The sequence below is a fragment of the Bosea sp. 29B genome (genome assembly GCF_902506165.1).
In the GTDB taxonomy this organism is placed as follows: Bacteria; Pseudomonadota; Alphaproteobacteria; order Rhizobiales; family Beijerinckiaceae; genus Allobosea.
The window spans coordinates 2993989-3016328 of record NZ_LR733817.1; the positions used below are offsets into that span (position 1 = coordinate 2993989).

General features: G+C 66.1%; 21 protein-coding genes. 6 read left to right on the forward strand and 15 right to left on the reverse strand.

Annotation, left to right across the window (positions count from 1 at the left end):
• Positions 1-105 precede the first annotated feature (105 nt).
• A complete protein-coding gene (locus tag GV161_RS14570; RefSeq protein WP_159650311.1) occupies positions 106-1560 on the reverse strand; it encodes an aromatic amino acid ammonia-lyase in 1455 nt (484 codons plus the stop codon).
• A 176-nt stretch (positions 1561-1736) separates the two neighbouring features.
• On the opposite strand from GV161_RS14570, the gene GV161_RS14575 reads away from it, so the two are divergent.
• Positions 1737-2486 (forward strand): GntR family transcriptional regulator, encoded by a 750-nt coding sequence (locus GV161_RS14575; protein ID WP_152016374.1) that lies wholly within the window; start codon positions 1737-1739, stop codon positions 2484-2486.
• A gap of 3 nt (positions 2487-2489) precedes the next feature.
• Here GV161_RS14575 and GV161_RS14580 read toward each other — a convergent pair whose 3' ends face one another.
• From GV161_RS14580 to GV161_RS14605, 6 genes are read right to left on the reverse strand one after another with little or no spacing between them, the layout of a single operon-like run.
• Positions 2490-3269: an enoyl-CoA hydratase-related protein gene (locus tag GV161_RS14580; protein ID WP_152016375.1), complete on the reverse strand. Its 780-nt coding sequence runs from the start codon at positions 3267-3269 to the stop codon at positions 2490-2492.
• Positions 3270-4046 (reverse strand): enoyl-CoA hydratase/isomerase family protein, encoded by a 777-nt coding sequence (locus GV161_RS14585; RefSeq protein ID WP_152016376.1) that lies wholly within the window; start codon positions 4044-4046, stop codon positions 3270-3272.
• 36 nt (positions 4047-4082) lie between these two features.
• Positions 4083-5060, reverse strand: a complete 978-nt coding sequence (locus GV161_RS14590) for an amidohydrolase family protein (RefSeq protein ID WP_152016377.1) — start codon at positions 5058-5060, stop codon at positions 4083-4085.
• On the reverse strand, positions 4951-5565 hold the full coding sequence (locus GV161_RS14595) for a carboxymuconolactone decarboxylase family protein (protein ID WP_152016378.1): 615 nt from the start codon (positions 5563-5565) through the stop codon (positions 4951-4953). The genes GV161_RS14590 and GV161_RS14595 overlap by 110 nt, the downstream gene beginning before the upstream one ends.
• Positions 5562-6782 carry a CaiB/BaiF CoA-transferase family protein gene (locus GV161_RS14600; RefSeq protein WP_152016379.1) on the reverse strand — a complete coding sequence of 407 codons (1221 nt, stop codon included), beginning with the start codon at positions 6780-6782 and terminating at the stop codon, positions 5562-5564. The genes GV161_RS14595 and GV161_RS14600 overlap by 4 nt, the downstream gene beginning before the upstream one ends.
• Positions 6775-7401 carry a glutathione S-transferase family protein gene (locus tag GV161_RS14605; RefSeq protein ID WP_201303031.1) on the reverse strand — a complete coding sequence of 209 codons (627 nt, stop codon included), beginning with the start codon at positions 7399-7401 and terminating at the stop codon, positions 6775-6777. The genes GV161_RS14600 and GV161_RS14605 overlap by 8 nt, the downstream gene beginning before the upstream one ends.
• A gap of 267 nt (positions 7402-7668) precedes the next feature.
• On the opposite strand from GV161_RS14605, the gene GV161_RS14610 reads away from it, so the two are divergent.
• A complete protein-coding gene (locus tag GV161_RS14610) occupies positions 7669-8682 on the forward strand; it encodes an amino acid ABC transporter substrate-binding protein (protein WP_152016380.1) in 1014 nt (337 codons plus the stop codon).
• Between the two features lie 396 nt (positions 8683-9078).
• Here the strand turns inward: GV161_RS14610 and GV161_RS14615 are convergent, their stop codons facing one another.
• The 8 genes from GV161_RS14615 to GV161_RS14650 form a co-directional block, all read right to left on the reverse strand.
• Positions 9079-9864 (reverse strand): transglutaminase domain-containing protein, encoded by a 786-nt coding sequence (locus GV161_RS14615; protein WP_152016381.1) that lies wholly within the window; start codon positions 9862-9864, stop codon positions 9079-9081.
• Complete coding sequence (locus GV161_RS14620; RefSeq protein ID WP_152016382.1) at positions 9861-11645, reverse strand: tetratricopeptide repeat protein; 1785 nt, start codon at positions 11643-11645, stop codon at positions 9861-9863. The genes GV161_RS14615 and GV161_RS14620 overlap by 4 nt, the downstream gene beginning before the upstream one ends.
• Complete coding sequence (locus GV161_RS14625; RefSeq protein WP_159650312.1) at positions 11642-12208, reverse strand: DUF3540 domain-containing protein; 567 nt, start codon at positions 12206-12208, stop codon at positions 11642-11644. Before GV161_RS14625 ends, GV161_RS14620 begins: the two co-directional genes overlap by 4 nt.
• 95 nt (positions 12209-12303) lie before the next feature.
• Complete coding sequence (locus tag GV161_RS14630) at positions 12304-13797, reverse strand: DUF3540 domain-containing protein (protein ID WP_152016384.1); 1494 nt, start codon at positions 13795-13797, stop codon at positions 12304-12306.
• Between the two features lie 38 nt (positions 13798-13835).
• Entirely contained in the window at positions 13836-14240 is a 405-nt protein-coding gene (locus tag GV161_RS14635) for a DUF4150 domain-containing protein (protein WP_152016385.1), read from the reverse strand.
• A gap of 11 nt (positions 14241-14251) precedes the next feature.
• Positions 14252-15319 (reverse strand): pentapeptide repeat-containing protein, encoded by a 1068-nt coding sequence (locus GV161_RS14640; protein WP_152016386.1) that lies wholly within the window; start codon positions 15317-15319, stop codon positions 14252-14254.
• A complete protein-coding gene (locus GV161_RS14645) occupies positions 15309-18251 on the reverse strand; it encodes a DUF2169 domain-containing protein (RefSeq protein WP_152016387.1) in 2943 nt (980 codons plus the stop codon). Before GV161_RS14645 ends, GV161_RS14640 begins: the two co-directional genes overlap by 11 nt.
• Before the next feature lie 63 nt (positions 18252-18314).
• Positions 18315-18926, reverse strand: a complete 612-nt coding sequence (locus tag GV161_RS14650; protein WP_152016388.1) for an OmpA family protein — start codon at positions 18924-18926, stop codon at positions 18315-18317.
• A 210-nt stretch (positions 18927-19136) separates the two neighbouring features.
• Here GV161_RS14650 and GV161_RS14655 point away from each other — a divergent pair, with 210 nt between their 5' ends.
• The 4 genes from GV161_RS14655 (at position 19137) to GV161_RS14670 (ending at position 22294) form a co-directional block, all read left to right on the forward strand.
• Positions 19137-19733 carry a cytochrome c gene (locus GV161_RS14655; RefSeq protein ID WP_152016389.1) on the forward strand — a complete coding sequence of 199 codons (597 nt, stop codon included), beginning with the start codon at positions 19137-19139 and terminating at the stop codon, positions 19731-19733.
• Between the two features lie 185 nt (positions 19734-19918).
• Positions 19919-20815 (forward strand): hypothetical protein, encoded by an 897-nt coding sequence (locus GV161_RS14660; RefSeq protein ID WP_152016390.1) that lies wholly within the window; start codon positions 19919-19921, stop codon positions 20813-20815.
• A 10-nt stretch (positions 20816-20825) separates the two neighbouring features.
• Positions 20826-21974 (forward strand): cytochrome c peroxidase, encoded by a 1149-nt coding sequence (locus GV161_RS14665; RefSeq protein WP_159650314.1) that lies wholly within the window; start codon positions 20826-20828, stop codon positions 21972-21974.
• Positions 21971-22294, forward strand: a complete 324-nt coding sequence (locus tag GV161_RS14670; RefSeq protein ID WP_152016392.1) for a plastocyanin/azurin family copper-binding protein — start codon at positions 21971-21973, stop codon at positions 22292-22294. The genes GV161_RS14665 and GV161_RS14670 overlap by 4 nt, the downstream gene beginning before the upstream one ends.
• The last annotated feature ends 46 nt before the right edge of the window (positions 22295-22340 follow it).

Below are 22340 nucleotides of genomic sequence, written 5' to 3' on the forward strand. Positions count from 1 at the left end.
GAAAGCGGACATGGCACTCAGGGCAAGTTCAGGTCGAGTGCAGCTCTTACCAGTTCAACCCGATGATCCGAGGCATAGACGTGCAGGAAATGGATGCGCGAGGAGTTAGGCCATCCTAATCAGGCTGTCGATTTCGGCATCATTCGCAACAAGATGGTCGATCAGTTGTCCTGCGTGAGGCACACGTTCCCCGGCGCCTGCGTATGGAATAGCGCGCCTGACGAACGCCAAGAGCTCATGTGTTACTGCGCCGAGTGGCTTGGCTTTCCGCATCTCGACGGCCTGGGCCGCCACCATCAATTCCATACCGAAGATCGAGAGGCAGAGCGTAGCCATCTCCGCCGTCCGGCGCGCCGCGAGCCCCGCCATGCTCGCCCGATCGAGATTGCCGTTCGAATGGCTTGAACTCGCGAGCTCATTCACCACCGGCGCGCCGAGAAGCCGCGCCTCCGAGGTGATCGACTTGTGAAACTGCGCCAGGCCGTTGAAGCCCGGCAAGCCGACGCCGTCCTCCTCGACCAGGCCGACGCTCAAGCCCGACCAGAATGAATCGGCCTGTTTGGCCAGCCGTTCGGTCGAACTGGTCACCACGGGCACCAGCGCGAGCCGGGCGATGTCGAGCGTCATCGCGAGCGCGACCATGTCGAAATTGGCGACGGAGACCAATTGGCGCTGCTCGATCGCCACGACCGGGTTGTTCTGGCTCGCACTCAGTTCGATGGAAAGCTGCCTGCCTGCGAAGCCGAGGCTGTCGGCGGCGTTCCCGTGGATCAGCGGCAGCGAACGGAAGCTCAGCGGGTCCTGGAGGTGGCGCGGTCCTCCCGGTTGCGTCAGATAGCTTCCGGCCAGGTAGTTCCGGATCGCGCGACCATGGCGCAGCACGCCGTCGAAGGGACGAGAGCTCAGCGCCGCTTCCGAAACGATCGACGGATTGGCGGCAAACCCCTCCATGCTGAAGGCGCCGGCCAGCGTGGCGAAATCGAGCATGCGCTCGAGGTCGTGGAAGGCGAGTGCTGCCGTGCCGATCGACAGCGCACTGGAGTTCAGGAGGGCAAGCGCCTCACCGGCCGCGAATTCATGATCCTTGTACAATTCCAGCGCCAGGTCGGCGATGGGCGACATGTCGCTTTGGCCCATGGAGCCCCAGAGGTGGACATCGATCCGGCGATCCGTGTTCAGGGCCTCGACCAGCCTGTCGGCCATGACCGGCCTGACGCCGAGATAGCCGGTCGCCATGCTGTTGAGCAGAACGATCATCATCGCCCGGACCGTCTCGTGCGAGGCGAGGGGGCCGTGCCCCATATTATGCGTCAGGAGCAGGCGGCGGTTGAATTCGGGAATCCGGTCCGGCGCCAGCATCGTGCCGGTCTTGGCCCCGACGCTGCTGGTGACACCGTAGATCTTCTCGCCCTTGCGGACGACCTCGTCGACGACCTCGCGGGCGTCGCCGATGCGTTCGATGGCTTCGCGTGTGAGCACGACCTTCGCTCCGGACCGGGCGACCTGGACGATTCCCGCCGGGGTCAGGTCTCGGCCGGAGATGGCGACGATGTTCTGCATGATGATCTGGCCCAGCGGCTTGGCGAAAATCCGCGATCGAGCGTACGCAGATGGCGTCAGCATGATCGGTAAAAGGACAATAACCTAGTTCATTGAATTAATGGCGAGCCTGCGGCTCGTCAACCGACGACCATTGCGGTAGCCTGCCGGTTGTCGCAGGTCTGATTGGGAGCCGCATGATCGTCCGCAGCGTTTCGTCGAAGCCGTTGGATTTCAAACGGTCCGGCATTTCCCGCTATCATCAGCTCGCCACGCTGTTCCGGCGCCGGATCGAGGCGGGGCAATGGCAGGTGGGGGCGCAAATCCCGACTGTCGACGAACTCGCCACCGAATGCGGCGTGGCGCGGGCGACGATCCGTCAGGCTCTCGACCTGCTCGAGGACGAGCAGCTGATCGAACGCTATCGGGCGCGCGGCACATTCGTGCGTCGGCGGCCGGCGGAGAATTTGTGGTGCGCGGTGGGCACGGATTGGTCCGGCTTGCTGCGCCCCAGCTACGACGCGACGATCGAGATCCTCCATGACGAGCCCGATAGAACCTTGCATGCCTTCGAAGACCAGATCGGAACGCTCGCCCCGGCCTACCGGCATGTCCGGCGCCGTCACTGGCGGCATGGGCAGCCTTTCCTTCTGGCGGATCTCCATATCGACGAGCGGCTTCGCGACCGCATCACCCAGCGCGATCTCGAATCGAAGACGGCCCTGCGTCTGATCTCCGAAGTCGAGGGCATCGAGATCGCTGATGCGCGCCAGACCCTGACCATCGGCACGGCGGATATCGAGACGAGCGAGGCGCTCGGGATTTCGCTCGATTCTCCTGTTGCCTTCGTCCATCGGCAGGCCCTGGATCAGGACGGCACGCTCGTGCTCGACGCGAAGGGCATTTACCGCGGGGATGTCGTCAAGTTCGACGTCAAGCTGCGATAGGCCTCAGTTTCCTTTGAATCGAGGCGTGCGCTTCTCCAGAAAGGCCCGCATTCCTTCCTTTTGATCCTGCGTGTCGAACAACTGGACGAAGGCCTTGCGTTCCAGCGCGAGGGCCGTTTCCAGCGGCACGTCCTGTCCGAGCTGCACGGCTTCCTTGATCGCCAGCACGGAGAGTGGCGGCATCGAAGCCACCACCCTGGCGATCGCCAGGGCGCGGTCGAGGGTGCTGCCATCAGGTACGATCTCCGAGAGCAGGCCTGCTTGGAAAGCCTCGGTCGCGGTCAACGGCTCTCCCGTCAGAGCGAGCTTCATGGTGCGGTATTTGCCGATGGTGCGCAGCAGGCGCTGGGTGCCGCCGGCGCCGGGCATGATGCCGACACGGATTTCCGGCTGACCGAAGCGCGCGCCTTCGCCGGCGACGATCATGTCGCAGCAGAGCGCCGTCTCGCAGCCGCCACCCAGGGCATAGCCCTCGACTGCCGCGATCAGGATCTTCGGGCAACGGCGCAGCACCGTGAACATCCGGTCGGTCGCGAGCGCCTGATGCCGGGTGGGGCTCATCGGCTCCATCTCGGCGATATCCGTGCCGGCGATGAAGTAGCCGCCGGCACCGGTCAGGACGATGACGCGCACGCTCGTATCGGCTTCGAGCCGCAGGATGGCGTCGGCGATGCGCCCCTTGGCATCGAGGTTCAGAGCATTGCGGCGCTGAGGGCGGTTCAGCGTGATGACCGCGACGCCGTCGGAATCATGATGCAGGGCGACAGGTTCGGGCGAGTCCATCTAGCCGCCGAAGACCGGCTTGCGCTTCTCGGCAAAAGCGCGTTGCGCCTCCTTGGTATCCTCGGAGGAGGCCAGCGCCACGGTCTGCGACTGCTCGAAGCGATAGCCGTCGCGCAGTTCGAGGCCCTCGGTGACGTTGAACGATCGCTTCGCGGCCTGGACCGCCGAAGGGCTCTTCGAGGCGATCTCGCGCGCGATCTCCTGCGCCAGTTCGAGCAGGCGCTCGGCCGGCACGCAGTCCGAGGCGACGCCCATCCGGTAGAGCTCCGAGCCGCGCACCCGCCGCGCGGTGTAGATCAGCATTCTGGCATCGGATTCCCGGAAGAACCGCCTGACATGGCTGACGCCGCCGGCCAGCCCGACATCGACCTCGGTCATCGCAAAGAAAGCCTCCTCCGCCACGAGAATGATGTCGCAGCACAAAGCGAGCACGCAGCCGGCGCCGATCGCTGCACCATTGACTGCGGCGATGACGGGCTTGGAGCATTCCATCACCGTATCGAAGGATGCGCGCACCAGCCGGTTATGGCGGGGATAGGCGCCCGGCTCCCGCGCTAGTCCGGGTCGCTCCTTCAGGTCGGCCCCTGCCGAGAAGGTTTTCCCCGCGCCCGTCAGCACGATTGCCCGCACGTCAGCGCGATCGCTGAGGCTGTCGAAGACGGCGACGATCTCTTCCCTGAACTGGCGGCTCTGCGCGTTGACCGGCGGCCGGTCGATCGTCACCGTCGCGACGAAATCGCTGACACCGACTGTTAGACATTCAAACGCGCTCGCCATCAGAAACTCCGTATTGCACCCGGTCTCGGGCTGGTATCAGAAGCGGTAGAGCTGGCGGGGATTGTCGACGAGGATGCATTGGCGCAGCCCCACGTCCGGAACCCATTCGGCGAACAGGTCGAGCAGATGCCCCACATCGGGGGCCCGCTCTGCCAATCGAAGATGTGGCCAATCGGAACCCCAGATCATCCGCTCGGGGTTCGCCGCGACCAATGCATCGTGGAACCGCCGGGCATCGGCATAATCCGGGAAATCCTGCGAGCAGCGGCACAACGCGAGCTTGATCCAGAGCCAACCTTCCCGCAGCGCCTCCAGGATCGCCCTGAACGACGGATCGCCAAGCCCGCGTGCGAGTTGGAGGCCGGCCATGTGGTCCAGCACGATCGGAACGCCGCTAGCGCGATAGAGCGGCAGATTCGCGACATGCCGGTCTATTCCTGCCCAGACCTCCGCATGCCAGCCACTCGCCCGCATGCCGGGAGCCATCGCGGCGAGAGCATCGGTGCCGACCGAGCCGGGAAAAGGGCCGGTTCCACCGGGCACCGTCATGTCATTGAAGCGCAAGCCGCGGACGCCCGCTGTATGCCAGGCATCGAGTTCGGCCTGCGGAACCCGCTCGCTCGCGGCGGCGATGCCTCGCAGGCGCCCTTTGCTCTGCGCCAACGCATCGATGACCGCCGAAGAGTCTTCGCCATAGGCACCGGGCTGCACGAGGACGCCATGGGTCAGGCCGACGCGCTCCAGCATGCCGCAATGGGCTGCCGCCGGAGCCAGAGGCGCCGCGTAGTGCATCTGATGCGACACCGGGAAACGCTCATAGGGTCCAAAGACATGCGCGTGGCAGTCGGCGGCCCCTGCAGGCAGCGTCCAGCTGGGCGCGCGGTGCGATCTCGGAGCGACCGTTTCAGTCACGGCAGATGTCCTTGGCCACCTGCGAGGAGGCGGGCAGACGTGTCGGCCCGTCCTGCAAGTTGGGGAGAGGCGGAGTCGCTTCGTCAGGCAGCGGGATCGCATGCGCGTTCAGCGTCATCGACACCATCGTGTAGTACCCGATCACGCCAGTGAGTTCGACGGCGCCGCGCGGGCCCCATCGCTCGACGATCGCGGCATGCACGTCGTCGGGAACGGTGCCGGTCTGGAGGAGCAGGCGGGTGTATTCGTAGACCTCGTGCTCGTCAGCTTCGACGAAGACCGGCGCTTCGCCCAGCCGGATAGCCTCGATGCAGGCGGCACCCAGACCGGCGACCTTCGCCGCCTCCGCATGGATGTAGAATTCCAGCTGGCTGTTCCAGTGGCGTCCGACGACGATGATGGCGAGTTCGTTGAGCCTTGGCGGCAGGAGCGTTGCGAAACGCAGGAATTCGCCGAGGCGCGACCACCGCGTGGCGAGTTCCGGGCTGTGGATGACCGCGCGTAGCGGCCCGATCAGCCGCCCGCGCGGCCCGGAGACGACCTCGTCATAGACCTTGCGCTGATCTGACGTCAGTTCGTCGACGGTCGGGAGGTGGAGACGCTTCATTCTGTCTTCCATCGAGCTTGTTCGGCCAGGCCGATCTCACGGAGAATCTCGTCGGTATGCTCCCCGAGCAAGGGCGGCGCGCGCTCGAACGAGAGCGGCTCGTTCTCGAAGTTCAGCGGGCTGACCACCTGCGGAACCTTGCCGGCCAGCGGGTGAGGCAAGTGGCGCAGCATGCCGCGGTGCTTGACCTGCGGGTCATCGAACACCTCCGGCACCGTGTTGATCGGCGCGCAGGGAACGCCGACGGCATCGAGCGCGGCGATGAGCGCGTCACGGTTGAAACGGCCGAAGGCCGCCCGCAGCAACGGGTCGAGCAGGCTGTGATTTGTCACGCGTGCCGGATTGGTGGCGAAGCGCGCATCGCGTGCCCATTGCGGCTCTCCCAAGGCCTCGCAGAGCTTGGCGAACTGTCCGTCATTGCCGACCGCCAGGACGATGAAACCGTCCGCGCAAGGGAAGACGTCCTGCGGCTGGATATTGGGGTGACGATTGCCGCCGCGGACCGGGGCGCGACCGGAGACCAGCCAGTTCATCGCCTGGTTGGCGAGGAAGCCGGTCTGCACGTCCAGCATGGCAAGATCGATATTGTCGCCCTTGCCGGTTTCGTTGCGCCTGACCAGTGCGGCGAGCACGCCGACCACAGTGTACATGCCGGTCATGATGTCGACGATGGGAACGCCGACCTTCTGGGGGCCGGCACCCGGCATGCCCTCGCGCTCGCCGGTGATGCTCATCAGGCCGCCCAGGGCTTGGATCGCGAAATCATAGGCCGCGGCTGATTTGCGAGGGCCGCTTTGGCCGAAGCCCGTCACCGAGGCAAAGATCAGGCGCGGATTGATCGCCTTGAGCGCCTCGTAGTCGAGGCCATAGCGCTTCAGTGTCCCGACCTTGTAGTTCTCGACCACGATATCGCTCGAGGCCGCCAGCCGCCGGACGACGTCCTGCCCTTTGGCACTGGTGATATCGACGGTGATCGAGCGCTTTCCGCGGTTGACCGAAAGATAGTAGCCGGCCTCGCTGGTCGGATTTCCAGCCTCGTCCTTGAGGAAGGGCGGGCCCCAGGCGCGCGTATCGTCGCCAGCCTCCGGGCGCTCGACCTTGATGACGTCGGCGCCGAGATCAGCCAGGATCTGGGTCGCCCATGGGCCGGCCATGATGCGGCTGAGATCGAGGACGCGGACATGGCTGAGGGGGCCGCGGCGCGGGATATCAGCCATCGTTCTTGATCTCGGTCGCGATGGCGGAAGGGCGCTGGCGAAATTCGCCATGCCATCGCGCGAGCCTGGGGCGGCTCGTCCGCCAATCGAGATCCGCGAAGCGGAAATCAAGATAGGACAGGCAACAGCCGAGCGCGATACCAGACAGGGGAAGCGGCCCTGGCGCAATCGGGCCGGCCTCGATTTCAAAGCGTGCGAGGCAAGTCGATGCCTTGGTGGCGAAACTCGACAGCCACTCCGCCGTCTGCTTCTCCGGGGGCTTGTTGCGCTCGTTGCGCCAGAGGATGAGCAGGTCGAGGAGCCCGGTCGCGAGTGCGTGCCGGCTGAGCTCGGCCCAACGCTCAGGTCCTTTGGCGGGAATGATGACGCCGCCGCCGGCCAGTGAATCGAGATATTCGCAGATCAGGCCGGAATCGATCAGTGCTGAGCCGTCGGCCAGAACCAGCGTCGGAATCTTGCTGAGCGGATTGTCGGGCAGCAGGTCCGGGTTCGGCTTCGTCATCTGCGCGACGGTGCGCCGCAATGTCAGCCGATCGGTCAGCCCCAGCTCATGCGCAGCCACCATCACCTTCCGCACGAAGGGGGATCGAGGCGACCAGTGAAGTGTCATATCGCCCATAGGACGCTCCCGGCTTCGCAGGCATTGTCTCAATAAATCAGTTTTATGACCTATAACAATCCGGAACGTGCCTGTCGAGCGTGGCTGTGGCGGAAATCCACGCGAGCGTTTGCAGCAAGGCTGCTGATGAAGGCGCGATGCTGTCTGAATTTGCCGCGCGCCGGGCGTGACCTCCAGCGGAATCCGGACCGGGAGCGTGGTTGACGATGGCGTTTATCGTCAATAGGCTAGTCTTATGGCCTTTTTAAAAATGACCGGGAGGGGACAATGAAGACATTGCAGTTTGTTTTCGGGGCGGCGGCGGTTCTGGTTTCGGCTGCGGCAGCGCAAGCCGGCACGCTCGAGAAGGTCAAGGAGCGCGGCGAGCTGATCTGCGGGACGAGTCCGGGCGTTCCCGGCTTCTCGCTGCCGAATGCGCAGGGGCAATGGGGCGGGCTCGACATCGATCTGTGCCGTGCCGTTGCCGCGGCGGTCCTGAACGACGCCAAGAAAGTCAAATACATCTCGCTCAATCCGAAAGATCGCTTCGCGGTCGTTCAATCCGGCGAAGTCGATGTGCTCTCGCGCCAGACAACCTGGTCGCTGTCCCGCGATACGACGCTTGGCCTGTCTTTCTCGGCGATCACCTATTTCGACGGTCAGGCGCTGATGGTCAAAAAATCGCTTGGGATCAAATCGGCGAAGGACCTCGGCGGCGCGACGGTTTGCGTCCAGGGCGGTACCACGACCGAACTGAACATCGCCGACTTCTTCCTGAAGAACGGGCTGAAATACGAGCCGGTCAGCTTCGCCTCGGGCGACGAGGCCATCAAGGCCTTCGAGGCCGGCCGCTGCGACGTCTTCACCACCGATGCGTCGGCGCTCTATGCCTATCGCCTGAAGGTCGCCAATGGACAGGATTTCGTGATCCTGCCCGAGCTCATCTCGAAGGAACCGCTCGGCCCGGCTGTTCGCCGCGGCGATGAAGCCTGGGCGAACATCGTCCGCTGGGCACATTACGCGATGGTCAATGCCGAGGAGATGGGCCTCACCGCGGGCAATGTCGACGAGCAATCGAAATCGACCAATCCGGAGATCAAGCGCTTCCTCGGCGTCGACGGCAATCTCGGCGAGGGCCTGGGGCTGACCAAGGACTGGGCCTACCGGATCGTCAAGCAGGTTGGAAACTACGGCGAGAGCTATGAGAAGTATCTCGGGCCGGCGTCGCCGCTGGGCATCCCGCGCGGCGCCAACAATCTCTGGTCGAAGGGCGGCCTGCAATATGCTCCGCCGATCCGCTGACAGGGCGGAGCCGCTCCCCGAAGCTCCGTGCGACCTATGTGACCGCTTGCGGCGACGCCTTCCGGGTCTCCGCGATGTCGCATGGGCGAAGATCTAGGTGTGGAGCCTCAACAGGTTATCCGGTTCTAGAGCGAGCCGGCTGATCGGTGTTTGGACTTTTATGCCCATGCGGGGTCGGGGATCAGTGCCGCCCTTATCGTGAGCGGGGGCTATCGGCGGTCGCGATCGCGCTCGGATTGTTGCACATGACGCCAGCCGAGCAGTGACAGACCTGCACGGTGTCGATCAAGGCAGAAATCGTGTCAGCTGGCTCAAGGCCGCACCGCGCAAAGAGCGGAGGTTGGCCGGTTGGATGGAGCCTGACATTCGATAGCAGTCGCGGTGAAAAAGTCACTTTCAATCTGCAGTATATCGTTTGACGTGAGCCGAGACAGTCAGCTTGGGCGCGCAAGCGCCCTTGAAACTGCCTTGAACAGCCGCAATTTCCGGCAGCCTGCTGGCGAATGCCGTCGGGATCAGGGGATGTCCTGTTCCAGACGGTGCGAGCGGGTCGAGCATGCGCCATTGCGCTCCCTCCCAGATCGCGATCCAGGCGTGGCGCCGAACCAGGCGCGTATCGCTGTGTGGGCCGGCAAGGCGATAGCCGCCGACGAAGCGGACTGGGATGCACCTAGCGCGGATGACCTCGGCCGATAGGCGCGCGATCGCTTCGCAGGAGCCTGTCCGTCGCTGCGCGATCTCCCGCAGAGTCTGTGGCTGGGCGCGCGGATCGTCGCTGTAGCGCCAGCTGTCGCGGAGACGGGCCAGGATCTGCGGCCAAGGCGTGGAGCCTGTCACATCCGCCAGTCCTTCCAGCGCAAGATCGCCTGCAGTCGGAGCGGGAGCAGGCAAGGCCGCATCAGGATCGACGGGATGATCGAAGCTGGCATTGAGGCGCAGGCGGGAGACCGGTCCGGCGAGCGTCAGCCTGTCGACGATGACGCCGTTTCTGTCGACTTCCGGCGGTTCGAAACGGGCTTCCGGCTCGCTGGCGAGACTGATGGGCGGGAGACCGGCCCCGGCGGCGAGCAACGGCCGTACCCGAAGCTCGATATCGAGATGATGCGCCGGCTGATCGAAGGCGTAGACGAGATCGAGAGTCAGCTGCACTTGCTCGGCTGGCGGGCGAGTTTCCGACGTCATGCTTCCGTTTCGGCGGCGAGATGCATGCGCAAGAGCTGCTCGAGTTCCGCGCGGGAGGCGGCCGTATCCGACATTGGTTTCGCCCGGTACGGCGTCAGTGACGGATAGAAACTCGCCCGCTCGGCCTCTTCCTGCCAGATCCAGTGCGGCGCGCGTGGCAGCAGCGCGATGCCGGGCCGGCCGAGCGCGCCGGCGAGATGCAGGGCAAGGCAATCCGGCGCCAGCACCAGGTCGAGCGCGGCGATGGCGGCGGCAAGGTCTTCCGGCCCGACGATGCGATGGCCGGCATCGATGACATCGGGCGCACGGGCGAGCTCGTTCCGCGCTGCGCCGATCGCCAGGCTCACCACCGTGCCGAATGGCTCGGCGGCGGCCAGGAGGTCCTCCAGCCCCATTCCGGGGAGGTGGGCCGACCAGACGATGCCGATGCGCGGGCCAGGAAGTGCCCGTAACGCCTCATGCCAGAGTCGGACGCGGTCCAGATCGACCGCAAGATAGGGCGCTGGCATGGCGAGCATGCCAGCATCGGCTCGCAGATGTGCCATCGCCTCCGCGAGCACGAGCGGTTGCGAGAAGGCGGTGCTATTGGCCTCCGTCTGGACGGATGCGAGCGGTGCGAGTAGCGGATGCAGAGCCGGCGGCGCCAGCAGCGGTAACTCTCGGCCCGCTTGCGCGCTTAGCGCCGGCAGCAGGCGCAGCGCGAAGACGACTTCGCCAAGCGGCATGTCGGGTGGGATGAGCACCGCATCGATTGCCTGGCGCGGTTCCGGGAGCTCGCGATAAGCCTCCTTGAAGCGGCCAAGTGCGAACAGGCAGGCATGCCGGAGCGGACGGGCCTCGGGAAGCTGCATTGCCGCCGCACGCTCGCTCGCAAGCAGCGCTTCGGCAAAGCGTCCCACGCCAGCCAGCGCCCGCGCCAGCGCGAGCAGAGCAGGGCCGCTCCCCGGCCCACTTTCGCGCGCCGCTGCTGCCAGTGCGGCAAAGGCCGGTCGTGCCGTTGCATCGTCTGACGCGGCCAGCGCCTGCAGCTCCAGCGCGGGCAGGTAGCCGGGGGCGAGGGCCCGCGCACGCCGGATCAGCTCGCCTGAACGGCCGGGGTCGCGGGCGCCGAGGAGCCGCGCCAGGCTGACGACATGCGTCGGGTTTGACGGAGCGCAGAGATAGGCCCGCTCGGCGCAGTCGATCGCGACTGCCTCGTCGCCGAGCGAGGCATGGGCTTCCGCGAGGTTGTGCCAGGCTTCGATGCAGGCTTCATCGAGGGCGACGGCCTCCTCGAAGCAGGCGATGGCGAGCGGCCGATCCGAGGCGGCAAGTGCGCAAAGGCCGCGCAGAAGCCAGGCACGTGGCCGCCCAGGATCGCATTCCAGCGCATGCTGGGCCTCGGCGGCGGCATCCTCGGGGCGCCGCTGTGCCAGGAGAAGCTCGGCGCGGCGTTCCCGGATGCCTGCATGGCGAGGGGCGAGGCGGGCCGCTTCGTCGAGACAGAGTTCGGCGTCGTCGAGGCGCCCGCATTCGGTGTGCAGGGCGGCGAGATTGGCGAGGATTTCGGGTTCGCCCGGCAGAAGCTCTGCGGCGGCGCCGATCAGCTTTTCCGCCATTGCCGTATCGCGCTTCAGCAGTGCTATGCCGCCGAGTCCGTTCAGCACCCAGGGATCGTCCGGCCGGGCCGCCAGCGCCTCGCGCAGGATCGCCTCGGCCTCGTCGGTGCGGCCTTCGGACAAGCGCTTCAATCCAGCGCGCACTCTGGTGGCGTGGCTGGTGGTTGCTGCGACCGCGCTCATCCGATCGTCACGCGCTTGGCGTCGAGGCGGATATCGTCGCGGGCCAGGTGCGTCTCGACGGTGGCGCTGACCGTGGTGAGCTCGGTCTGCGAGAGATGCGTGCCGATGCGCTCGCTGTCGATGCCGGCGATCGCGGTGTTTCGTTCCTGCGAGGTCACCTCGATGCGCTGCGCCACGGTCGACTGGCGCCCGACGACGGTCGTCAGGGCGTCGCCGACCACGGACGCCAGCCGCGAGATTTGCGTCAGCACGTCGGTGACCAGATGGAAGCGCCGGCTGGTCACGGCAACTTCCGGCGCTTCGAGCCCGAGCCGGGCCGCGGCGTTGAGAGTGATGCTCGGTGCCTCGATGGAAAGGCTCGCCGCCCGGTCGGGCAAGGTAAGTGCCGCGTCGCCGAGGCCGGCGCGGGTCAGGACCGCCACAATGAAGATGCGCCGGGCGGCTGTGGCGACCAGCACCTCATCCTCGGCCTGCGGCTGGATCAGGCAGGAGACGGCACGCGAGGCCTCGCGCGTCCCCGCCTCGTCCTGCACCAGGAAACGCTCCCCGGTGACCGCGAGCACGCGCGCGGAATTCAGCCGATCCGTCTCACGGAAAGGCGCGGAATTCGCGTCCGCCGAGGCTTCAGCTATGGCAAAGGGGCTGTGCAAGGATTGGCTCATGATCTGAAGAGGAAGCCGGTTTTGACATCGACATCCTTGCCGCCGATCTCGACCGTGCTTTTCCCCAACGTGACCGCCTTGAGATAGGCGCTCATGTCGGCGTTCTTCACTTCCAGGCCGAATTTCTTGCCGTCGATGCCGACCCATTTGAAATCCAGGCCGTTGACGTATTTGAAGTCCGAGCCGAGCACCGCCTTCGTATCGAAGCCGACGACGGCCTTGAAGGCGATGCCTATGATGATGTTCATGTCGATGGCGAGATTGATTTTGAGATCGATCGCGGCATTGAGGCGGAACTCCACGCCCATGGCGAGCGTCAGCGTCGCCGCCAGCGTCATGTTGATGCGCGCGGCGAGGTTGGTCGAGATCTGGTCGCCGAGGAAATAGCTAGTCGACACGCCGAAGAACTTCTTCTCCTCGTAGCCGTGGAACTCCGTGTACTTCTCGCCGTAGAACCATTCCTTGGCGGTGCCGTAGGTTTTCTTCTCGGAGGTCGAGTAGAGCCACTCCGACAGAGGCCCCTTGGCTTCGTTCTTCACATAGCCATAGGCGAGCAGGGAGATGTTGGCCGGCGCGTCGGGCGTGCCGGCGGTGATCGAGACGCCGGAGAGCGCGTTGACGGCGAAGACGCCGGCCGGCGCCGTGAACTTGATGTCGCCGTCCGAGACGTTGGTGGTCTGGCCCTTGACGATGTCGACCAGCATGCCGCCGCCGACGGAGAGGTTGACGTCTGAATCGGTCTTGCCGAGGAAGCCGTCGCCGGAGGAGGTGGTCGTCTTGGCCTTGGTCGAGATGGTCAGCAGCTCCATCTGGCCGGCCTTGTTCTTCACGAACTTGTCGCCGCGCTTCAAATAGCCCTGCTTGAAGCTGCCATCGGCGTTGGTCGCGTCGCTCGCCTTGGCCTCGTTGGCCGTCTCGGCCATGGTGACGAAGGGGTTCTTGCCGCTGAGCAGCGCGGCCAGCGACAGGTCCGGGCTCGGTTCGGTCTTGGTCGTGTTCGAGGCGGTGCTCTTCGACAGCGCGAGGTCGGGCATCATCGAGCCCTCCTCGCCCTCGACATAGGCGCCGAGCCGCAGATACGTGCCACTGCCGAATTCATCAGGCTTCAACGGCACGTCGATGCGGGTATAAGGCCGGCCGGCTGCGGCCTCGCCTTCGGTGACCGAAGCGTCCTCGTAGTGCGGCACCAGCGGCAACGGCTTCGCCTCGCCGCAGATCGCGCTGTCCATAACTTCCGGCTCGACCTGCGCGGCCGATTGTGCTGCGCGCGCCAGCACGGCGAGGATGTGCCATTCTTCGCCACCGGTCCAGGCGAGAACCTGGTCGCCCACATGCGGCGCGAGCGGGCAGGAGAGGGCGACGCAAGCCGCGACCTCGCCGGCCTCGCTCCGGAGCAGCAGCCGGTCGCCGGTGCGGGCGACCACCATCGCGGGGCGCAGCGCCGGCACGGGGCCGGTGGGCGGGATCAGGGCGGTAGCGGCGGGCATCATCGGTGCTCTCCCGTGGGATCAGAAATGCGGCCGTTGTCTCAGGACAGGCAGATCGTGGTGACCTGACTGGGGGCGAGCGTGATGCCGACGATGTTCGGGCTCATGCCGTTCTGCATGGTCGGGTTGAGCATCTTCGTGGCCGGAGGGCCGCCGAGGAACATCGTGACCGAGCCCATCGCGTGCTTCACCGGCCCCATGACGAAGCCCGAGGCCACGCCGAGCAGGACGCCGGGCTGGTCGCCGAGGCTCATCGGCTTGGTGGTCAGGAGGTTGTGGGCCGGCATGCAGGTCAGGAAGGTGGTGAGCTGCGTCGGGATCGCCGTCGGTGCGAGCGCGAGGTTTGGATAAGGCACGGGGATCGGCACGACGGCCGGCGTCAGGCAGACGTCGGGGAAGGCGAAGTCGACGGCCGGGATCGGTCCCGAGGAGTTGACGAAGACCATCGCGTGCCTCCTCAGGCCAGGGCCGCGACGCGCGCCGGATCGTAGAGATCGGCCGCGGCGCGCTGTGGGTGGGTCGGAAGGGTCGAGCCCGTCGCATGCTGGAACAGCGTGCCTTCGGCCGAGACGGCATGAAGACTGGTGCGATGGAAGCGCGCCGCGATGAAGGAGGCGCCGTCGAGCCGGGCATAAGGAAATTGCGCATGGTCGAGCAAAGCGCGTTCGAAGCGGGCCGCGGCGCAGTCGGCGCGTTCGAAGAGAGCGTTGCTCAGCCGCGCGTCGGAGAGGTCGGCGCCGGCGAGCTTCGCCTCGCTGAAGTTGGCGCTGGGGAGATCGGCTCCAACCAGTTTCGCCGCGGTGAGATCGGCACCGATCATCAGCGCCATCGGCAGTTTCGCTCCCGACAGATCGGCGTGCGAGAGATCGGCCTCGAGGAAAAGGCTTTGCGAGAGATCGACGCCTTGAAGATTGCAGCCGGCAAGCCGCGCCTTCATCAGATTGATGCGCGACAGCCGGACCTTGCGCAGGTCACGCTGCGATAGATCCGCCTCCATGGCGAACATCGTATCGATGTCGGCGCCATCGAGGATCGCGGTTCGCAGATCGCCCTTGACCAGCGTCAGGCCGCGGATCGTCGCATCCGATAGATCGACGCTTGCGAGGACGCATTCGATCAGCGCGACCGTCGTCAGCTCGACCCCGGCGAGGCAGGAACGGGACAGGTCGACCCGGGCGAAGCTCGTGCTGGCGAGTTTCGCGCCGGTGAAATCGACTTCGGTCGCGTCGGCTTCGGCGAACTGGCAATGGAGCAGCGTCGCGCGGGCGAAGGATGAGGCGGTCAACCCGGTGCGAGGCCATTGCACCGTGTCGAATTCCGCGCCGCCGAAATCCGCCCGCTCGAAACGGCACTGGACGAACTGGCATTGCTTCAGCTGTGCCTCGCGAAAGCGGGCATCGGAGAAGTCGCAGCCGATCAGGATGGCGCCGTCCAGCAACGCACCGCTGAAATCAGCCTCGGCGAACGAGGCCCCCTCGACCGGCAGGCCGAGCTCGACGCGTTCCAGCAGGTCCTCACGGCGCATCGCTGGGCATCCCGAATATCGTCTTGTCGAGCAGGGCCTGGGTCAGATCGGTGCCGACCAGCGAGGCGTCCGAGAGATCGCAGCCATAGAGATTGGCACGAAGCAGCCGGGCCCCGTCGAGATGGGCACGGCGCGCCTGGGCGTTGAACAGATTGGCGCCGAAGAGATCGGCCCGCAGCAGGGTAGCCTTGCCGAGCGAGGCCTGCTTCAGCGAGGCGAGGGCGAGATCGGCCTCGCTGAGGTCGGCCTCGCCGAAGTCGACCCGGTTGAAGCTCGCCCGCGCGAAGCTGGCGCGGATCAGCCGGGCGCCGCGGAAGGAGCCGTTCATGCCGACGGCGCCGTCGAAGCGTGCACCGGTGAGATCGCAGCCGGCATGGAAGCCGCTTTGCTGGAGATGCGCCCCGGAGAAATCGGCGCCCGGCGCCTCCAGCTTCACTACCGAGAGCTTGAAGGCCTTGAGCCCGCGGGCGTCGAGCTGCTCCGCTTTGACCTCGACCAGCGCGCAGCTTTCCATGACCGCGCCGGCCAAAGTCGCCCGCGACATGCCCGAGCGCAGAATCGTGATCCGGTCGAGCCTCGCACCGGCGAAGGAGACATCCGACAGATCGGTCTCGATGAAGTTGGCCTGTTCCAGCTGCGCGCTGGCGAAGTCGCATTGCGCGACCTGGCTCTTCAGCCACTGCGCCCGGCGTAAGTCCGCTCCAGCGAAGCGGGCGCCACGGGCGTCGGCCGTCCCGAAATTGGCCTCCAGCAGATTGGCCTGCGAGAAATCGGTGCTGCGCAGATCGGCGCCGGCGAAGACCGCACCGGTGCAATTGGCACCGAGGAAGCGCGCACCGCGCAGGTCGCACTGCTCGAAGAAGGCGCCGCTCAGGTCGAGGCCGCTGAAATCCTGGCCGGAAAGGTCGGCGCCGGCCATGTCGCGGCCGGCGAGGCCCGCCGTCTTTGCCGCCGCGATTGCCTGGCCGAAACGCAGCGCCGCTTCCGGCGGCAATGGCGTGATCGGGTGAATCGGTTGCGGGGCAATCCGGCGCATCGTCGCCATGGCCTCGCCAAGCTGCGGTTCGAGCTGGTCGAGCTGCGCGCTCGCCCGCGCGAGCTGCGCCTTCGGGTCGGCGGGTTCCGCGGAGGCTGGCAGGGTGTCGCCCGCCAGCAGCGTGCCGAGCAGATCGTCGAGCGATTGCCCCGGTGGTGCCAGATCGGGGAAGGCGCGTCTCAGCTTGTCGCTGGCGGCTTCGGCTTCAGCAGGTAACTGGATCGCTTGCCGCGTCCCAGTGTCGCCTGTCGTCGCTTGCAGGAGAAGATCGTCGCGCTGGGCCGCTTGCGCCCCGGCAAGGCCGTCGCGGGCAGGAGCGAGCAACGCCGCGCCCGGCCCGCTGTGGAAGCGCTGCAGTGCCTCGCGCAACGCGGCCTCCGGGTTGACCGTGCTGGGCGGCAGCTTGAAATCCGGCGGGAGCGCGGTCGCGGAAAGATCGGGCTGTTCCGGCAGGTCGAGCTCAGCGAGCAGGGCGTCGAGCTCGTCGAGCTCTCCGGTCTGGCGGAAGCGTTCGCCACGGTTCGCCATGGCATAGGCTTTTGCCTCCAGCTCGCGGCCATGTTCGTCCATCTGCGCCTGGAGTTGTTGCGTGCCTTCGAAAAGTGCGGCGAAATCGATCTCGTCGCTGGCGATCTCCTCCGGCGAGGGCATCCAGGCGGGAGGCGGCTCGGCCGGCGGCAGGTTCGGCATGAAGGCGGCGGGCAGGCCGGCCCGGTCGAGCGCGTCGCGCAGGACGAGCCGCTGCGCCCTCTCGGTCCGCTCGCGCTGGCTTTCATGATGGGCCATGCGAGCCAGCCGGCGCCGCTCGAGTGCGGATGGATCCGGCAGGGGCGAGAGCGCTCCGTCGGCGAGCACGTATTTCAGCTTCTCGACCGGATCGCTGCGCAGCCGGAAGGCTTCGGCATAGTGCTCGACGGGGCGCGGCTCGTCGGCGAGGCGCTCATAGGCGAGCATGACATGGGTCACGTCGTCGCCGTCGATGTCGGAGACGGGGCACGCGCCGCGATAGATCAGCACGCCCTTATGCGCACTGGGAAAGAGCCAGGCGGTATCGAGGACGTTCGGCAGCTCGAAGAGACCGCCGGCACGCGCGATGAAGATGCGCACCCGCATGCCCGGGAGCATGCCCTCGATCACTGGGTGCTCCGCCGAAAAGCCTGCGAGCCGGTAAGGCTCCTGCCCGGAGAAATAGCCTTCGATGCGCTGGTCCGGCGTGGCGACGCAGAACAGGCGCGGATCGGCATCGGGGGCGAGCCCCGGGAAGCCATGCTTCAGCCAGTGATCGTCATAGGTTCCGGCCATCGCCCGCCGGGAGGGATGCGCCGGATCGATCGGCCCCAATCGAACCGGCTCGGGTGTATCCTCGGCGCTGCGGATCAGCCGCTCGGCGCGCTCGATGTTCGGCAGCAGGACGATCTCGCCGAGATCGACGCGGCGGGCGGCTTCCGTGCCGCGCCCGAGCGGATTGACCGGATGGTTCTGGCCGCCGAAGCAGCGCTCCGGGACGAGCGGTATCTCGGTGAAGGGCCGGGGCGGCTCGAAGACCGGCCCGCCCGCAGTCTGGCGCCAGACGCGGTCGCCGAACACGGCAAGGCGCTTGTGGATCGAGCCGAGCGCAATGTCGAGCGCAAGCGCTGGGACCGGTTCTGCTCCCGCAGCGCGGGCAAAGCCGGCGACGAGGACCTCGCCGCACGGTTTGGGCATCGCAGCGTCGAAGATCGTGCCCGCCGGCATCTCCCCGATCGCCATCGGCCAGAGCGCGGTGTCGGGTTCGAAATCGTTGGGCTCAAGCAGCGAGAACAGCCCCAGCGCCGAGACGACGAGTGTCGCCGAACTGCCGCGGCGCTCGACCTTGGTCAGGATGCCGAGCTTTCGTGGTTTGATGATCGTCGGCATGAAGCTGTCTTGCTGGCTCGCAGGTGACGCTAGGGCGGGTAGACGACAGGCTGACGACGCTGCTCAGGGTTCGCGGGTGATCAGGATCTCGACGCGCCGGTTGCGGGCGCGCCCCTCGATGCTGGTGTTGGCGGCGATCGCCTCGGACGAGCCGCGCCCGTCGACCGACAGGCGCCCGCTTTCGCGTAGCGCCGGCCGGATCAGTGCTGCAACGGCCTCAGCGCGTGCGACCGAAAGCGCCTGGTTGTCGCGGAAGGGACCTCCTGCCGTGACAGCCTGGTCGTCGGTATGGCCGACGATGCGCACCGGTCCCTTTTCGCCGTCGACCACGCCGGCGATACGGCGTGCGACGGGCACGAAGCCAGGCAGGGCGGTGGCCTGGCCCGAGGCGAAGGTGATGAGGTTGCCGACCCGGACCGCGACCCAGCCGCCGAACGGGTCGACCGTGATCGAACCGGCCTTGATCTCTTCCGCCAGCGCCGCCCGGACCCGTTCGAGCTGGCTGGGGCGTGGCGCGGGCGCCGGGGTGGGCTGTGCTGCGACCGGCTGAGCAGGCTTGGGCGCCGGCAACAGGAGCGGAATCAGCAAGGCGAGCGCCACGAGCACGGCTAAGATCGCGGCGCTGTAGAGGCCGATCTGGGCGAATTTCGATCTGACCTGCGTACTCGCTGCCATTGCTCCCCCCAAGCCGACGCGACAGAACACGATGGCGGTGACGACAGGAGGATGACGGCCCGCTTATTGAGGGGACCCAGCGGCATGAGATCAAGGTATACTTGGAAAAGTGTATAGCTAAGTAATTAGCCGACATACTGAAACAATACTGTCAGATTCCCGCTCTAGACGTGCCGGCGTGACTTCCTGGCCGCTGACGAGAGACCGTCCGTGACGAAGGTCCTGGGCGACGAGATGCCTGTGCGCTGGAACGGAGAGGCCGACGCTTCTCCGGCGGCGGAACCGTCTCCAAATGGAGCTGCAGCCGGCTCATCGCGTCTGCCGGCGATTCTCCTGCTTACTGGGATTGTCTGCTTGTTCGCGGCGGGTTCGCTCCTGTTCCGGCAAGCGCTTCGCCCCGAAGAATTCCGGATCGCCCAACCCACCAGCCATGCCGAACGCGAGGTCGGCTTCGCGCTCTACCGCACCAATTGTGCAAGCTGCCACGGCGCTTTTCTCAGTGGCGCGGCCGGATGGCGCACCGATCCGCAAGCAGCGCCGGCGCTGAACGAGAGCGGTCATACGACGAACCACAGCGATGCGGACCTGTTTTTCCGGGTCGCCGCCGGCGCTCGCACGACGGACGGCCGTGTGACCATGCCGGCCTTTCGCGGTGTCCTATCGGACCAGGAGATCGTCTCGGTGCTGGCTTACGTCATGTCCTGGTGGCCGGACGACGAACTCAGGCGCCGTGCCGGCGCCGACTGGACCTTCCAGGCGGTGTGCACGCCGGCCGAAACGCAGGCTTCCGCGAAGGCCGGCCTTTGACGCGATCCTTTCCTCCAGCGGTAGGCGCCTGGTTCCGGCGACGTACGGTTCGGCTTGCGCCTCTTTTTGCGTCGTCCACCCTCTGCGCGTCGGCGGGGAGTGCGCAGGCTCATGTCAAATGGTTCGCGCCCTATAACGTCGCAGTTCCACCTGCTGCGCTCTGGGAGGTCTTCTCCGGGCCTTTCGTGATCGCGCTGTCCCTGTCGATCCTCCTGATCGCGATCGTCTTCGTCGCTGATCGCGCGATGAGCGCCGGCGGCGTCGAAGAGGCCGTAGACGCCCTGTTCGAACCTTTGAAGGCCATCGCGCCCGGGATCATGCGGGTCAGCCTCGGCGCCTTCCTGCTCTGCCTCTGGCTGCTCGGCGGCATCCTGCTCACGCCCGAGCTGAAGACCGATAGTCAGGCCCTCTCCTGGTTCCAGCTCTTCCTGGCCCTCTGCACGATCTGGTGGCGCACGACCTTCATCGCCGGCTTCGGCATCGTCGTGCTCTACGGCGTCGCGGTCGCCCAGTACGGCGGCTTTCACCTGATGGATTATCCGCTCTTCCTCGGCATCGCGGCCTATCTGATCATCCACTCGCTGCGGCTGGCGGCGCTTCAGCCTTATGCCCTGTCGATCCTCTACACCGCCATGGCACAGACGCTGCTATGGGCCTCGGTGGAGAAATGGGCTTATGCGTCATGGACGCTGCCGCTGCTTGCCCAGCACGAGCGCATCACGCTCGGCATCAACCATCACATCTATGTCATGCTGGCGGGCTTCGTAGAGTTTGTCGCCGCCTTCCTGCTCTTGTTCGGCATGCTCAGTCAGCGCCTGGTCGCCGCAATGCTCCTCGGCATCTTCCTCGCTGCCGTCATCGACTTCGGCAAGGTCGATGCTGTCGGCCATCTGATGATCATCGCCGCGCTCGGCGTCGCCGTGATCGAGGGAAACACGACGATCAACCACGTGATGCAGAGTGGCATCCGCTCCTACCGGATCGGCGGGCTGGAGCAGGCCGCGACCTATGTCGGCGTCCTCTTGCTCTTCTTCCTGATGTATTATGGCGCGCACGGTCTGGCCTATGGCAGCCTGGCATAGCGAAAGATCGATGGCACAACCGGCCGCCGGCATGGCGGTGGCGTCCCCGCGCCTGCACGGCTGGCGGCTGCTGGCCGGTGTCGCGATGATCCTGCTCGCTGGTTGCTCGACCATCGAGCCGCTGATCGAGAGCCCGGCCAGCCTCGACAGCGACAACACTTCTCTTACGACCGAACAGGCTGAGCAGAAGGCAAGGGCTGCCGCGCGCTCGCTCGACATTGCCGGCCTGCGCGCCAAATATCGCCGGCCGGCCGAGTTGCCCGATGGCGCGCGCGCATCGGCACCGGTGGTCGCACTCGGCCAAAAACTCTTCAACAGCACCGAATTGTCGGGCAATCGCCGCATCGCCTGCGTCAGCTGCCATCTGCCGAACGCCGCCTGGGCCGACCGCAAGGCGAAGCCGATCGCCGATAATGGCCGGCCGATGACCCGGCGTTCGCAGACGCTCTACGACATGGCCTGGGCCAGCGCCTTCCTCTGGGACGGCCGGCAGGATTCGCTCGCCGGCATGGTCAGCGGGCCGATCGCCTCGCCCGATATCATGGGCCTCTCGCTCGATGCGATGGTGCAGCGTCTCGCCTTCTCGCCGGAGTTCTCAGCCGATTTCCAGCGCGTCTACCCCAATGTCGGCCCGACGCCCGAGACGGTCTCCGACGCGCTGGCAGGCTATATGAGCACCCTGCGCTCGCCGCCGACCCGCTTCGACCGCTGGGTCAAAGGCGACGAGCGGGCGCTGACCCCGGCGGAATTGCGCGGCTTCAAGCTCTTCAACGGCAAGGCCAATTGCGTCGCCTGCCATTCGAGCTGGCGCTTCACCGACGAGGGTTTTCGCGACATCGGCCTGAAAGACACCGGCGATCGCGGTCGCGGCCGGATCAAACCGCAGATCGAAAGCCTCGCCTTTGCCTTCAAGACGCCGACCCTGCGCGGCGTCGCCGAGCGTGCACCCTACATGCACGATGGCTCGGTGGGCACGCTGGAGGCGGTCGTCGAGCACTACGATCGTGGCGGCTTGCGTCGGCCCAGCCTGTCGCCCGACATGTTCCCGCTCGGGCTTGGCGCACAGGAGAAGAGCGATCTCGTCGCCTTCATGCGCTCGCTCTCGGGACCCGCGACATCCACCCAGACCCAAGTCGATCCGGAGGCCACTGCCCAATGAAGCGCGTTCCAGTCATTCTCCTCGCGCTGACTTACGTCAGCGCGGGGCCCTCGCTTGCCGTGGCGACTGAGTTCCGGGTTGCCCAGAAGGGCCAGCAGTTCAATCCGCGCACGCTGACGATCAAGGCCGGCGACGAGGTCGTCTTCGTCAACGACGACACCGGCACGCACAACGTCTTCTCCGAGAGTGCCACGACCAGCTTCGATCTCAAGGCGCAGCGCCCGGGCGCAAGTACCAGGGTCGCCTTTCCAAAAGTCGGCAAGGTGGACGTTCGCTGCGCCATCCATCCTTCGATGCGGATGACGATCGAGGTCGAGTAGTTCGGCCGGCGCAACTGTCACATGCGCATGCTCCGATGCGTTCCTC